The sequence below is a fragment of the Parvibaculum sp. genome (assembly GCF_049671045.1).
Lineage (GTDB): Bacteria > Pseudomonadota > Alphaproteobacteria > Parvibaculales > Parvibaculaceae > Parvibaculum.
In genome coordinates this window covers 1-14,157 of the sequence record NZ_JBATUH010000001.1, presented here as the reverse complement: position 1 = coordinate 14,157, position 14,157 = coordinate 1, and the positions used below count along the sequence as shown (strand labels likewise).

Genomic DNA, 14,157 nt, shown 5'->3' with positions numbered 1-14,157 from the left:
CCCTCAAACAAGGCTTCGGCCCATGACCAAACGCTGCCTCATCGTCATCGATCTGCTCAATGACTTTCTCGATACGATGGAGGCGGAACGGAGAGCGCGGCTCATTCGGAACACGAACGAGCTGATCGGCGCCTTCCGCGGCGCAGGGTTTCCGATCATCTGGGTTCGGCAGGCCTTCAAGGCCGATCTCTCCGACGCGTTCGCCGAAATGCGCGAAAAATGCGTGTCGATTACGATCGAAGGCACGCGGGGTGCGCAAATTCACGACGATCTCGACCGGCAGGCCCGCGACCGGGTGATCGTCAAGAAGCGGTACAGCGCATTCTTCGGGACGAATCTCGACATCACCCTCAAAGAGATCGGCAGCGACGAGTTGGTCCTCAGCGGCGTCAACACACATGCCTGCATACGAATGGCGGCGATCGACGCATATCAGAGGGACCTCAAGGTCATTCTGGCGACCGACTGCATCGACTCCTATGATGAGGAACACGCCCGTGTCTCTCTCGCCTATATGGCCGGAAAGATCGCACACCCGATGACAAATGCCGAGATCGAGGCAACGCTGAGAACGCCATGACGGTTCAGTTCACGAAGACCTCGCTCACTGGCCTCGGCGTGGCAACGATCCAGCGTCTTTTCGCGGATTTCGCACAGGTGGATGCCCGCAATGGCGCTACGCGGCGACAAAGCTGGACTCCGGGTCGAGCCCGGGGTGACAGCGGAGCTTGTGGCAAGGCATTCACCCGCCCGGCCGAGACTCCATTTGACCCGCGAAGAGGCCCAGCCTAACGTCACCGCGTTACCGGTCGCACATATCCTCCGCGCGACTGGCGATATGAGATGGGCAACCATCGGGGAGCGCGGAGACTGGATTTCGAGCCGATCGCCTGGGCAGCACTTGAGAATGCTGGCCGGGCGTTTTTTGTTTTGGCATCGAAAGGACGACAGATGACCGACACCGCAGGCCGAACCCGCCTCGCCCAATCCGATCCAGACATTTTCCTCGCGCTCAAGGGCGAGGAAGCGCGCCAGCGCGCCGGGCTCGAACTCATACCATCTGAGAATTACGCCTTCCCCGAAGTGCTGACACTGCTCGGCTCCGCCTTCACCAACAAATATGCGGAGGGCTATCCGGGCCGTCGCTACTATGGCGGGCAGGAATATACCGACCGCATCGAGACGCTGGCGCGCGACCGCGCCAGGGCGCTATTCCGCGCCGAACATGCGAATGTGCAGCCGCTTTCGGGCTCGCCCATGAATCAGGCGGTCTATCTCGGCCTTCTCGAGCCAGGCGAGACGATCCTCGCCATGGACCTCAGCCATGGCGGGCATCTCACCCATGGCGCGCCCGTCTCGCATATGGGGCGGCTCTTCAATTTCGTGCGCTACAAAACCGATCCGGCGACGGGCGCGATCGACTTCGAGGCGCTCCGAAAGGTGGCACGCGAGACGAGACCGAAGCTCGTCGTCTGCGGCTATTCCTCCTATCCGCGCGACTATGACTATGCCGACTTCAAGCGCGTGGCCGACGAGGTGGACGCGCTCACCATGGCCGATGTGAGCCATATCGGTGGGCTCATCGCCGCCAATGTCATGCGAAATCCGCTCGATGCCGGCTTCGACATCATGACGACGACGACGCACAAATCGCTGCGGGGCCCGCGCGGCGGACTCATTCTGTGCAAGGAGCGTTTCGCGAAGAAGATCGACGCCTCGGTCTTTCCGGGGCTTCAGGGCGGGCCGCATATGAACCAGGTTGCGGCGGCGGCAACGACCTTCCGCCTCGCCGCCATGCCCGCCTTTCAGGATTACGCGAGGACCGTGCTCGCCAATGCGAAGGCGCTCGCCGCGGCGCTCGTGAAGCGGCAGACGAAGCTCGTCACCGGCGGCACCGACAATCACCTCATGGTCATCGACACGGTGGCAAGTTTCAGCCTCAACGGCGCCGAGGCGCAGGAGGCGCTCGACCGCGTCGGCCTCACCAGCAACAAGCAGGTGATCCCCGACGACCCCAATCCGCCGATGCGGCCTTCCGGCCTGCGCCTTGGCACGCCCGCCGCGACGGCGCGCGGCATGGGTGCGGATGAGATGGAGGAAATCGCTGCCATCATCGCAGGCACGCTCGCCGCAAGGGGCGACAGCGCAGCGGAGGCGGAGTTCGCGAGCCGCACCCGCGCCCTCACCGCGCGCTTCCCCGTGCCGGGGCTCTGATCCCGCACCGTTCCGCCCGGCTCTGCGCCCATCGGGGCGTGGGGCCGGTCAGCCACGCGGATGAAGCAGGCTTTCGAGTTCACGGCGCATCAGCGCGCGATATTCCTTCATGAGCCTGTCGCCTTCCCTGCGGTCGACGGCGATGGCGAGGCGGACGGCCGTGCCCGTGAGCTGCATGAGCAGAAAGGCCGCCGCCTCGAACCGCGCCTGATCGCGCTTCGCCACCAGATGCTTCAAGGAGGCAAAGAAGATGCGCGCATTCTCGCGGCTGTCCTCGATGTCGAGATCCTGAAGCGTCTTGTCGGACTGCGTGCCCGACCAGATGTCACGCACGACCGGCTCGTCGAGGAAAAGCCGGTAATAATCCATGAGCGATGCGTCGACGCGCGCAATCGCGTCTCCCGCCGAGCGGATCTCGGCAAAGCCCGCGACGAGGCCCTGCCGCACACGCTCCATGACGCGGATCGCAAGCGTCCGCAGGATCGCCGCCTTGTCCGGAAAATACTGATAGAGCGACCCTATCGGCACGCCCGCGCGCTCGGCGATCTCCGACATGCGCATGGGCTCGCTGCCCGTTTCCGAAATGATGTCCGCCGCCGCCGCGAGGATGCGCTCCACCCTTTCGCGGGCGCGGGCCTGTGTGGGCTTCCGGCGGGCCGTCTCGACCGTCATCTCGAATCCTCTTGCGCCGATAGAATGTGAGGGATTATCATTTTCATAATATGAGGATTCCTCACATTTTGCAAGGAGCCGATCGATGACGCAAGCGGGGCGTGTCTGTGTGGTGGGCGGAGGACCGGCGGGGCTGGCGCTGGCGAGGAGCTTTCTCGCCCTCGGCATTCCATTCGATGTCTATGAGCGGCACGCCGATGTGGGCGGATTGTGGGACCCATCCAATCCGGGCTCGCCCGTTTACAATTCCGCGCATTTCATCTCGTCGAAAACGCAATCGCATTATCACGACTTCGACATGCCGGAGGACTATCCGGACTATCCTTCCAACCGGCAGATCCTCGCTTATATGCATGCCTTCGCCGATGCCTATGGACTTCGGCCGCATATCCGCTTCAACACGGAGGTGAAGGAGGCGCGCCGCGAGAAGGCGGGATGGCGCGTCACGCTCTCGACCGGCGAGACGAAGGATTACGCCTCGCTCGTCTGCGCCAACGGCACCAACTGGCACGCCTCGCTGCCCCAATATCCGGGCAGCTTTGCGGGCGAGATGCGCCACGCGCAGAGCTATCGCTCCATGGACGGGTTCAAGGGCAAGCGCGTGCTCGTGATCGGCGCCGGCAATTCGGGCTGCGACATCGCCTGCGACGCGGCGCAGAGCGCGGACAAGGCCTTCATCAGCATGAGGCGCGGCTATCATTTCATCCCGAAGCATATTTTCGGCATTCCGGCCGACGCCTTCGCCGCATCGGGCCCGCAGCTTCCGATGTGGCTCGAACAGCGCGTCTTCGGCGCGGTGCTGCGCGTCCTCAATGGCGATCTCACGCGCCTCGGCCTCAGGAAGCCCGATCATCGCGTCTTCGAGACGCATCCGATCGTCAACACCCAGCTTCTGCATTTCCTCGCCCATGGCGACATCAAGGCGAAGCCCGATGTGGCGCGCTTCGAGGGCAGGACCGTGCATTTCATCGATGGAAGCGCGGAGGAAATCGACCTCGTGCTCTGCGCGACGGGCTATCAGTGGAAAGTGCCCTATCTTCAACCGGACGCCTTTGTCTGGAAGCACGGGCGGCCGGACCTCTACATGAACCTCTTCAGCCGCGAGGACGGCGCGCTCTACGCGCTCGGCTTCATGGAGACGAATGGCGGCGCCTACAAGCTCTTCGACGAGATGGCCGATCTCATCGCGCGCACGATCCTCGCCCGGGCGAATGGTGGCGCGGAGGCCGACGGCATAAACAGGCTCATCACGAACGACCGGCCCGATCTCAGCGGCGGCATCCGCTTCGTCGGTTCCGCGCGGCACGCGACCTATGTGGAGATCAATGCCTATCGCAAGCAGATGAAGCGCCTGCGCAGGCGTCTCGGCTGGCCCGCTCTCGCGGACGGCTGCTTCGAGCGGCTGCGCAACACCTCCGCCAGGGAGGCCGCATGATGAAGAAGGCACTCATTACGGGCGGCGGCGGCGCCATCGCGGAGGAAATCGCGCTTCGTCTCGACAAGCGCGGCTACAGCCTCATCCTCGCCGATATCGACGAGGCGCGCATGGGCGCGGTGGCGAAGCGCCTCTCCCGCCCCGCGCTCGCCCTCCGCGCCGATCTTTCGACGACCGAAGGTATCGCTGCGCTCGCGGCTGCCATCGAGGCGGAACATCCCGACCTCGATCTCCTCGTCAACAATGCGGGCTTCATCGAGCCCGGCCATGCCGACCGGCTGGCGCCCGAGGTGCTCGACCGGCATATCTTCATCAACCTCATCGCTCCCATGCAGCTCACAAGCGCGGCGGCGCGGGTCATGCGTCTCCGCGGATCGGGCGACATGGTTTCCATCGTCTCCATGGGCGGGATCATGGCTCTCAAGGGCAGCGCCGCCTATGCCGCGTCGAAATTCGGCCTGCGCGGTTTCCTCACCTCGGTGCGGGCGGAACTCGCGGGCGATGGCGTTCGCGTGATGGGCGTCTTTCCGAGCGGCGTCGACACGCCGATGCTGCGCTACGAAGCGACGCATGGCGGCTCGCCGCTCAATTTCATGGGCAAGGTGCTCACCGCCGCCGAAGTCGCGGACGCCTGCATGGCGGCGCTCGACAGCGGACGCCTCGAAACCTATGTGCCCTACAGCGACAGCGTGATGGCCCGCGTGATGGCGGCCATTCCCTGGGCGATCGAGAAGGTGCTGCCGTGCTTCGAGGCTTCGGGCGAGAAGGGACGGATCAAATTCCTCGCCGAGCGCAATCTCACGATCGAGCGCTGACGCTCAGGCGACAAGGAGGCTGAGGCCCCGCCAGAGCAGCACGGCGCCTATGGCGAGCGTGATGCGCTGGCTCCAGACGCGGAAATTGCTGTCGGTCATGCGATCGAGCACCTTCTTGCCCGCCGTCGTGCCGGCCATGGAAAGCGGGATGACGGCAAGGAAGATCCACCAGGGCAGAACGCTGGCCGCGCCGGCGCCGGCCGCGTCATCCGCCGCCATGCGCAGGATGAGACCGAAATAGACGAGCTTCAGGATATGGCTCAGCGTCTGCGTCACCGCCTTGGTTGCGACGACCTGATGGCGCGTGAGCGTGGTGCGGACGAAGAACACATCGAGCAGCGCGCCCGCGACGCCCGCCGACAGGTTGAGAAGCGTGACGAGAAAGCCGCAGATCTCGGCAGCGCCGCGCTTCGTCACATCGAGCGCCCAGCGCTGGGGCACGGCGGCGGCAGCAAACGGCACCAGACCAAGAAGGAGATACATCGTCACCTTGTCCGGCACATAGGCGACGGCCGTCAGCAGCGCGAGGCCGAGCATGGAGCCGACGATGTAACGGCCGAAAATGCGCCAGTCGATATCGGTCCGGTTGAGCACGGCGCGATAGCCATTGGCGGCGGCCTGCGTCGCGCCATGCAGCATCATGGCCGCGCTCACCGGCAGAACCCAGGCCAGAAAGCCCATCAGGATCATGCCGCCCGACATGCCGAAGATGCCGGAAATGGCCGAAGTGAGAAAAACGACGGCGCCGATGGCGGCGGCAAGCAGAGGCGTCATAGGAGGCATCTCCGGCCAGAGGGGCTGACGAAGACATTTACTTCATTGACACATATCTGCGCTCGAACGGCTGCTCGATCAATAACCCATTGATTTTATTAATGTCAGTTATTGACAGCTTGCGCCGGACCCGATCTGTCCGATTGTGATGATTGTAAAATTATGAGGCACGACTCCGCGCCGGGCCCTGGCGCGGCAACCGGCCCGGGGCATCAGAGCCCCGGCCGCACCTTGACAAGACGCGCCTTGAGCCGGGGCAGAAGATCGCTCCTTGCACGGAATATATATTCCGCCGCCGACACGGTGACCGTTTCGCAGCCAAGCTCGCGCAGCTTCGTCGCGGCGGCGTGAATGTGCTCGCGCGGACAGAGAACGGAATTCTCCTTTCCGCCGTCCAGGCAGCCGAAATCGCGCCCGAGCATGGCGAGTGCCGCTGCCGCATCGGAGAGGCCGCCTCCCGCCGTCACGACTGCATGGCTGTCGGCGAAGCGCTTGGCGTCGATCCGGTCGAGTATGGCGCTCGCGGCGGCAAGCGCGCGCTCACCCCAATCCGCACGAAGGCTCGCCACGAGATTCGCCTGGCTCTTCAGCATCACGCCATCGTCGAGAACCTTGAGATTGTTCGCGGCGAGCGTCGAACCCGTCGTCGTGATATCGACGATGGCTTCCGCCGTTCCGGCCGCGGGCGCGCCTTCGGTCGCGCCGCTGCTTTCGACGATGCGGTAATCGACAAGCCCATGCGCGGCGAAGAATTCGCGCGTGAGATTGAGGTATTTGGTGGCGATGCGGAGCCTGCGGCCGTGCCGGCGATGAAAGGCGAGCGCCACATCGTCGAGATCGGCCATGGTGGAAACGTCGATCCAGCTCTGCGGCACGGCGACGACGACATCGGCATGGCCGAAGCCGAGCGGCAGCAGAAGCTCGACGGAACTGTCGGCATCGGCGAGCTGTTCGCGGATGAGGTCCTCGCCCGTCACGCCAAAATGGATGGAGCCGTCTTCGAGCCGGCTTGCGATCTCGGACGCCGACAGAAAGGCGACGCCAACATCCTTCACGCCGGAAATGCGGCCCACATATTCGCGTCCCCCGCCCGCCTGCTTCACGGCGAGCCCCGCACGGGCGAAGAAGGCGTTGGCGTTCTCCTGCAGGCGGCCCTTGGAGGGAATGCCGATGATCAATGCGTCGTCCATCAGCGAACCTCCCCCGTTGCGCCCGCCAGCCGCTCGAGCGTGATGGCGCAGCCGACCGCCGGAATGCGCGCGGATGCGCCGAGGCTTTGCAGCAAGCCGTCATAGCGCCCGCCGCCCGCAACTGCGCCCTCGGGACCCTTTCCGGCCGCGCGCAGCTCGAAGACGAAGCCCGTGTAATATTCGAGCGTGCGGCCGAAGCCCGTCTGGAAGCGGGCGCGCGAAAGATCGACGCCCTTCTTCTCGATGAGTTCGAAGCGCCGTTCGAGAGCCGCAAGTTCCCGGCCGATCGAAATGCCCGCCGCTTCCGTCAGATCACGGATCGCTTTCGCCGCATCCTTCGGCGCGAGAGAGAGCGAAAGGAAGGCGCCGATGAGATCGGCCGTCTCCCTTGAGAGCGGCGCGGTATTGGCGTCGGCCGCGCGCTCCAGAAACCGCTCGGCGATTTCGGCGATGCTGCGGCCGCCCACCGGCGCGATACCTGCAAGGTCGAGCACATCGGCAATGACCCTCTTGGCGCTCGCCTCGTCGAGCGCGCCCAGCGCGGCAAGGAGCCCGGCCTGCGCATCGCCGGCCGACGAGGCGCCATTGGTCGTGAGCCGCGTCACCAATTCCTTGAAATAGGCGGGCCGCCAGAAGTGCCGCTTGAGGCGCGAGCGCCAGCCCGCGGGAATGTCGAGCGCGTCGACCAGCGCATCGAAAAGCGCAAGATCGCCCATCTCGATGTCGAAGTCGCCAAGCCCGCCCGCGCGAACGGCGTCCGCCGTCAGCGCCAGCATCTCGGCGTCCGCCGCTTCGGCGTCCGCGCCGCCGAAGAATTCGGCTCCCGTCTGCACGAATTCGGCCGATTTCGACGAGGCGCTCGGCTCGAAGCGGAAGACCGGGCCGGAATAGCACAGCCTCGCCTCGCCCGCGCCCCCATCCTCGAGATAGAGGCGGCAGGTCGGGATGGTGAGGTCGGGCCGCAGGCAAAGCTCGCGGCCGCCCGGATCGCTGAAGACATAGAGGCGGCGGCGGATATCTTCGCCCGAGCGATCGAGAAAAACCTCCGCAGGCTGCAGAAGCGGCGGCTCGACATAGGCGAAGCCCGACTTCTCGAAGACGGCGCGCATGGCCGCCGCCATGCCCTCGCGGGCGCGGCGCGGCTCGCTCATGGTGGCTGGCGTCGATGACATGGATTTGACCTTTCGCGCGCCCTATCCTCCGGACGCGCCCTGTTTAGCATGAATTTCGTTAATTTCGGGAATGCTGAGAAGGATCGCCTAGCGGCGATGCGGCCCCGAATGCAGACCGTGCCGGGCAAGAATTTCGCGCACGCCCTCGACGAGCCCCGCCCGCTCGACCTCGATCTGGGCGGCGGCGCCCTGACGCCACTCGGCATTGTCCGTAATCTCGCGCGAGACTTCCGCGCCGAGGATCAGATCCTTGAGCGTGATGACGCCCCTGGCGCGCTCGTCCTCGCCCTCGATCACGGCAACAGGCGCGCCGCGCTTGTCGGCATATTTCATCTGAGCGCGCATGCCGGAGCCGCCGAGATACATTTCCGCGCGCAGGCCCGCCGCGCGAAGATCGCTCACCATGGCCTGATAGCCGGCCATGTTCGCGGCATCGAGCGTCAGCACGACGACCGGCGCGGCGATGGCATCCTCCTCGACGCGGCCCAGCGCCTCTAGCGCCGCCTGAAGGCGGCTCACACCGACGGAAAAGCCCGTCGCCGGAACCTTCACGCCCTTGAAGCGCTCGACAAGGCCGTCATAGCGCCCGCCCGAGCCCACCGAGCCGAAGCGGACTGTGTTGCCGTCCTCATCCTTCACGTCGAAGAGAAGCTCCGACTCGAAGACAGGGCCCGTGTAGTAGCCGAGGCCGCGCACGATCCAGCTGTTGAACTCGATGCGATCTGCGCCATAGCCCGCGGCGGTGAAGAGCGCGTCCATGTCGGCAAGCTCGTCGATCCCCTCGCGGCCGATGGCGCTGTCGCCGACGACCTTGCGCCAGCCCTCAAGCACGAGCCCGCGATCGGCGGAGGCTTCGTTGAGGCCCGATTCCACATAGTCGAGCACGCGCGCGATCTGCTCCGGCGCGAGGCCCGCACCCTTGGTGAAGTCGCCGGATTCATCCTTGCGGCCCGCGCCAAGCAGAAGCTCGACGCCCTTGCGGCCGAGCTTGTCGAACTTGTCGATCGAGCGCAGCACGGTCATATGCGTGCGGTCGCCCGCATCGCTACCGAGGCCGATCTGCTCAAGGAGACCGTCGAGCACCTTGCGATTGTTGACGCGGAGACGATACTGCCCGCGCGCAAGGCCCAGCGCCTCCATCGTGTCGCAGGCCATCATGCACATCTCGGCATCGGCCGCGACGCCGGGCGCGCCGACCGTATCGGCGTCGAACTGGGTGAACTGGCGGAAGCGGCCCGGCCCCGGCTTCTCGTTGCGCCAGACGGGACCCGTCTGGTAGCGGCGGAAGGGCTTCGGCAGGGCGTCGAAATGCTCCGCGACATAGCGGGCGAGCGGCGCCGTCAGATCGTAGCGCAGCGCGAGCCACTGCTCGTCATCGTCCTGAAAGGAAAAGACGCCCTCGTTCGGCCGGTCCTCATCGGGCAGGAACTTGCCGAGCGCATCGGCATATTCGAGAGCCGAGGTTTCGAGCGGATCGAAGCCATAGCGCTCATAGACCTCGCGAATGCGCGCGATCATGCGCGCCTCCGCCCGCACGAGCGGCGCGGCGACATCGCGCAGCCCCTTCGGCACGCGCGCCTTGGGGCGAAAGGTCTTTTCCTGCTTGGCCATGATCGTCCGGAGCCCTGGAAGCGCTTCGGAAAAGCGCGGGCGCATACCTAACCCATTGCATCCACGGGAACAAGGTTGCCCGCGCCGGCGCGTGGCCGCGAATCAGCACATTTTTAACGATGACGGCGGACCGGGGCCCCTGACCGCCGCGCCACGCCCGGATCCGGGCGCCGGGCAGCCGGAAACGGCAATTCCATTTACCCTGCCGCGCCCTGCCGAAGGTCGCCCAGAGACTTGAAATTCCTGGTTTTTCCGCCACGGGGCGACGTACCACTTGTGGCTTACCCACAGCCCGTCCACCAGATACGCGGTATCTTTACCAAGCATTTACCAATTGGGCGGATCGTGGGGACAGATCGATTCGGAAGACGGGCCGCATCCGGCTGACGGCTTCCGAAGAGCTTTCCGGCCGGGCCGGAAAGGAAGCTTAACCGGGGGCGGGATCGATCGCGTGACGGGTGGAACAGTGATCGTATCGATCCAGGGCGGGGGGCGAAGGGCTAGCCTATGATGCGCCAACCCAAGGAGACGTCAGCAGCCGCTTCCGCGCCAGCAACGCGTCAATATCAAGGCGAAGAGCGCCTGCAGCCGCTTTCCGCACACGTCGTGAGCGACGATGTGCCGTTGCGCGAGGCTCTGCGCGGCCTCGATTCGGCGAACCTCGCCGGCCCCATCACTTTCAGTTTCTCGCGCCCCTGCGAGGGCATCGACCCGCTGCTCTCGCCCGGCCTCGATGTCGTGCTGATCGATGTCGGCGCGGGCGGATCGAAGGAAATGGGCTTCCTCAAGCGCGCCATCGCGCTTGGCCCCGATGCGCCGGTCGTCGCCATCGGCAATGACGATGCCAGCCTTCAAACGGCCGCGATCGAGGCGGGAGCGGAGGATTGCATCGAGTGCGACGGCAGCTCGCTGCGCGGCCTCACCCTCGCCATTCGCAGGGCCGCCGTGCGGCGCGCGGCGCGGGAAGCGCAGTGCACGGCAAGCGTCCGCCCGGCAGCGGAACCCCAGGTCACGCTCGTCCAGGAGACACCCGAGGCCATCGTCATCCTCGACAGCCAGGGCAATGTCCGCTTCGTCAATGGCGGCGCCGAGGAGCTTCTCGGCCGCAGGGCATCGGACATCCTCGGCAAGCCCTTCGGCCTGCCGACCGAGCCCGGCGAGCACGAAGTCGCGGTCATCAGGCCCGATGGCGACAATCGCTTCGCGGAGATGCGGATCGTCGACACGCAATGGGGCGGCGTGCCCGCGCGCGTCGCCGCACTCAACGACACGACGGTGCGCCGCAAGCTCGAGCGAACGATGCAGGCCGCAGAAGCGCAGAGCCGCGAGACCTTGAAGCGCAGCCGCAGCTTCTTTTCCAACGTCAATCACGATCTCAGAACGCCGCTCACGCATATCATCGGCTTTTCGGAGCTGATGAAGAACGAGCAGTTCGGCCCCATCGGCCAGCCGCGCTATCGCGACTATGCGCGCGACATTCATTCGAGCGGCGCCATGCTTCTCGACATGATCGAGGATCTGCTCGGCATCGCGGAGGCGGAGACGGAAGAACTCGATCTCACCAACGAGATCTGCAATATCGGCCAGCTCGTCGAGATCGCCGCCGCCAGCCAGAAATTCCTCGCAGGCAAGGAGGGCGTGCGGCTCGAGATCGACTGCCCGCCGAGGCTGCCCGGCCTTCGCGGCGATGCGCGGCGGCTGCGACAGGGGCTTTTCCGGCTGATCTCCGAGGCGATCCATTGCGCGCGCCGGGGCGCCACGCTGCGGCTTTCAGCGCGCGAGGAAGACGGACGCCTCGTCCTCACCGTCGCGGAAGTTCCGCAGAAAGACGAAACCGACGCCCAGACGCCGCTCCCCTATGCGCTGGAGCGCCATGACGATCCCTTCGTGAGCTCGGAGGACAGCGGCGCCGCCCGCGAGGAAGGGCTCGCCCTCTCCCTCACCCGCAAGGTGATGGAGCTTCATGGCGGCACACTCGATATCGGAAGCGCCGCCCAGCCAATGACGATCATGCTGAGCTTCCCGGCCGACCGCGTGATCCGCTGAACCCGAATAGTCGGCGTTTAAAAACAGGCGATTGGCGCTGTGACTTGCGGACCTGCCTCATGTATATTCATGAGGCTCGAAGTGGGTTCGGAGACAGGCCATGCCGGAACTCGACGTCGTCGTCCTTTCGCGCCTTCAGTTCGCCTTCACCATCTCGTTCCACATTATTTTCCCTTCCCTGACGATCGGCGTTTCAGGGTTCCTCATTCTCGTCGAGGCGCTCTGGCTCAGGACGGGAGAGGACATCTACAAGCGGCTCTACCAGTTCTGGGTGCGCCTCTTCGCCCTTACCTTCGGCATGGGCGTCGTCTCGGGCATCATGCTTTCCTATGAGTTCGGCACCAACTGGGCGACATTCTCGCGCATCGTCGGGCCGGTCATCGGCCCCCTCATGGCCTATGAGGTGCTCACCGCCTTCTTCATGGAAGCGGGCTTTCTCGGCATCATGCTTTTCGGCTGGGACAAGGTGGGGCCGCGCCTGCACTTCCTCGCCACCTGCCTCGTCGGCGCGGGCACGGTCGTCTCGGCCTTCTGGATCATCTCCGCCAATAGCTGGATGCAGACGCCCGCGGGCGCGCATCTCGACATGGCCGCCGGACATTTCGTGCCCGACGACTGGGCTGAGATCATCTTCAATCCGTCCTTCGCCTATCGCTTCCTGCACATGGTGGCGGCGGCCTATCTCGCGTCTGCGCTTTTCATCGCCGGCATCTCGGCCATCTATCTCCTTGGCGGCAAGCACACATTGCTCGCGCGCACGAGCTATTCGATCGCGCTCTGGGCCGTGCTCGTGCTCGCCCCGCTGCAAATCCTCATCGGCGACCAGCACGGGCTCGATGTGCTCGAACACCAGCCGACCAAGGTCGCGGCGATGGAAGGAAACTGGGAGCGGCAGGCGCGCGCGCCCATCCTCTTCTTCGCCATTCCCGACGCGAAGCGGGAGATGAACCATCTCGAAGTCGGCATTCCGGGCATAGCGAGCCTCATCCTCACTCATGACATGGACGGCATCGTGCCGGGCCTGCGCGACGTGCCGAGAGAAGACCGGCCGCCGGTCGGCATCGTGTTCTGGTCGTTCCGCGTCATGGTGGCGCTCGGCCTTCTCTTCCTGCTGGTCGGCCTCTGGAGCGCCGTGGCGCGCTCGCGTGGCCGTCTCGATACGGACAAATGGCTGATGCGGCTTTCGGCAGCAGCGACGCCGCTGGGTGTCGTCGCCATTCTCGCGGGATGGTTCGTCGCCGAAATTGGCCGCCAGCCCTACACCGTCTATGGCTTCCTTCGCACATCCGACAGCGTGTCGCCCGTGGTCGATGCGGGCGCGGTGACAACGAGCCTCGCCATCTTCCTCATCGTCTATGGCGGGCTTTTCGGCGCCTATCTCTACTACTTCACCAAGCTGGTCCGCATCGGCCCGCGTCCGCCCGAGCGGCCGGAGAACGAACCCGAGGCCATTCAGGGCGCGCGGCCCGGCCTCGTCCTGCCGCCAGCGGAAAGAACGGGCGCGGAGGTGACGCCATGATCGACCTGCCTCTCATCGCCGCCGGCGTGATGGCGCTCGCCATCCTTTTCTACGTGGTGCTCGACGGCTTCGATCTCGGCGTCGGCATCCTCTTTCCCTTCGCGCCCGACGACACGGCGCGCTCGACCATGATGAATTCCGTCGCCCCCGTCTGGGACGGCAACGAGACATGGCTCGTGCTCGGCGGCGGCGGGCTCATGGTCTTCTTCCCCACCGCCTATGCGGTGGCGCTCCCCGCCTTCTACATGCCGATCATGGGACTTCTCTTCGCCCTCATCTTCCGGGGCGTCGCCTTCGAGTTCCGGCATGGCGCGACGACGAGCAAATACATATGGGACCGCGCCTTCTTCGGCGGCTCGATCGTTTCGGCCTTCATGCAGGGGCTGCTGCTCGGCGGGCTCATTCAGGGCGTGCGCGTCGAGGACCAGCGCTTCGTGGGCGGTCTTTTCGACTGGCTCACGCCCTTCTCGGTCCTGACGGGCATCGGCGTCGTCTGCGGCTATGCGCTGCTCGGCGCGACATGGCTCGTGCTGAAGACGGAGAATGCGACGCAGACATGGGCGCGGCGCGCGGCGATGGTGACGGGCGGCGGCGTCATCGTGGCGATGGGCGCGGTCAGCATCCTCACGCCACTCATGTCGCCAGCGGTCGCGGAGCGCTGGTTCGGCGGCATCAACATCATCGCCTTCGCGCCCGTGCCCGCGCTCAC

At 65.3% G+C, this 14,157-nt stretch carries 12 protein-coding genes and 1 riboswitch; of the genes, 7 read left to right on the top strand and 5 right to left on the bottom strand.

The features are described from left to right. Nucleotides 1-22: 22 nt before the first annotated feature. Entirely contained in the window at nt 23-580 is a 558-nt protein-coding gene (locus tag WBG82_RS00060) for a cysteine hydrolase family protein (protein ID WP_424419924.1), read from the top strand. 236 nt (nt 581-816) lie between these two features. Then, a riboswitch (ZMP/ZTP riboswitch) is annotated at nt 817-903 on the top strand. A 48-nt stretch (nt 904-951) separates the two neighbouring features. Continuing rightward, nucleotides 952-2,214 (top strand): serine hydroxymethyltransferase, encoded by a 1,263-nt coding sequence (glyA, locus tag WBG82_RS00055; RefSeq protein WP_424419922.1) that lies wholly within the window; start codon nt 952-954, stop codon nt 2,212-2,214. Between the two features lie 48 nt (nt 2,215-2,262). Here the strand turns inward: glyA and WBG82_RS00050 are convergent, their stop codons facing one another. Continuing rightward, nucleotides 2,263-2,886 (bottom strand): TetR family transcriptional regulator, encoded by a 624-nt coding sequence (locus WBG82_RS00050; protein ID WP_424419920.1) that lies wholly within the window; start codon nt 2,884-2,886, stop codon nt 2,263-2,265. Nucleotides 2,887-2,971: 85 nt separating this feature from the next. Between WBG82_RS00050 and WBG82_RS00045 the strand changes: the two genes are divergently transcribed. Beyond that, nucleotides 2,972-4,321, top strand: coding sequence for a flavin-containing monooxygenase (locus tag WBG82_RS00045; protein ID WP_424419918.1), 1,350 nt, complete (start codon nt 2,972-2,974; stop codon nt 4,319-4,321). Next, nucleotides 4,318-5,136, top strand: coding sequence for an SDR family NAD(P)-dependent oxidoreductase (locus tag WBG82_RS00040; RefSeq protein ID WP_424419916.1), 819 nt, complete (start codon nt 4,318-4,320; stop codon nt 5,134-5,136). Before WBG82_RS00045 ends, WBG82_RS00040 begins: the two co-directional genes overlap by 4 nt. Before the next feature lie 3 nt (nt 5,137-5,139). On the opposite strand, the gene WBG82_RS00035 is transcribed toward WBG82_RS00040, so the two are convergent. The 4 genes from WBG82_RS00035 to hisS all read right to left on the bottom strand — a co-directional run bounded on the left by WBG82_RS00035 (nt 5,140) and on the right by hisS (nt 9,883). Beyond that, nucleotides 5,140-5,910 carry a TSUP family transporter gene (locus WBG82_RS00035; RefSeq protein ID WP_424419914.1) on the bottom strand — a complete coding sequence of 257 codons (771 nt, stop codon included), beginning with the start codon at nt 5,908-5,910 and terminating at the stop codon, nt 5,140-5,142. 212 nt (nt 5,911-6,122) lie between these two features. Beyond that, nucleotides 6,123-7,100: an ATP phosphoribosyltransferase gene (hisG, locus tag WBG82_RS00030; protein WP_424419912.1), complete on the bottom strand. Its 978-nt coding sequence runs from the start codon at nt 7,098-7,100 to the stop codon at nt 6,123-6,125. Beyond that, the gene (locus WBG82_RS00025) at nt 7,100-8,272 is read right to left on the bottom strand and encodes an ATP phosphoribosyltransferase regulatory subunit (protein WP_424419910.1); all 1,173 of its coding nucleotides are present in this window, start codon (nt 8,270-8,272) and stop codon (nt 7,100-7,102) included. The genes hisG and WBG82_RS00025 overlap by 1 nt, the downstream gene beginning before the upstream one ends. Nucleotides 8,273-8,359: 87 nt before the next feature. Further along, nucleotides 8,360-9,883, bottom strand: a complete 1,524-nt coding sequence (gene hisS, locus WBG82_RS00020; protein WP_424419908.1) for a histidine--tRNA ligase — start codon at nt 9,881-9,883, stop codon at nt 8,360-8,362. Nucleotides 9,884-10,489: 606 nt separating this feature from the next. On the opposite strand from hisS, the gene WBG82_RS00015 reads away from it, so the two are divergent. The 3 genes from WBG82_RS00015 to cydB all read left to right on the top strand — a co-directional run. Continuing rightward, entirely contained in the window at nt 10,490-11,929 is a 1,440-nt protein-coding gene (locus tag WBG82_RS00015; protein ID WP_424419906.1) for a histidine kinase dimerization/phospho-acceptor domain-containing protein, read from the top strand. 100 nt (nt 11,930-12,029) lie between these two features. Further along, complete coding sequence (locus WBG82_RS00010) at nt 12,030-13,448, top strand: cytochrome ubiquinol oxidase subunit I (RefSeq protein ID WP_424419904.1); 1,419 nt, start codon at nt 12,030-12,032, stop codon at nt 13,446-13,448. Beyond that, a partial coding sequence (gene cydB / locus WBG82_RS00005; protein WP_424419902.1) for a cytochrome d ubiquinol oxidase subunit II occupies nt 13,445-14,157 on the top strand: 713 nt, incomplete at its 3' end. The genes WBG82_RS00010 and cydB, both read left to right, overlap by 4 nt.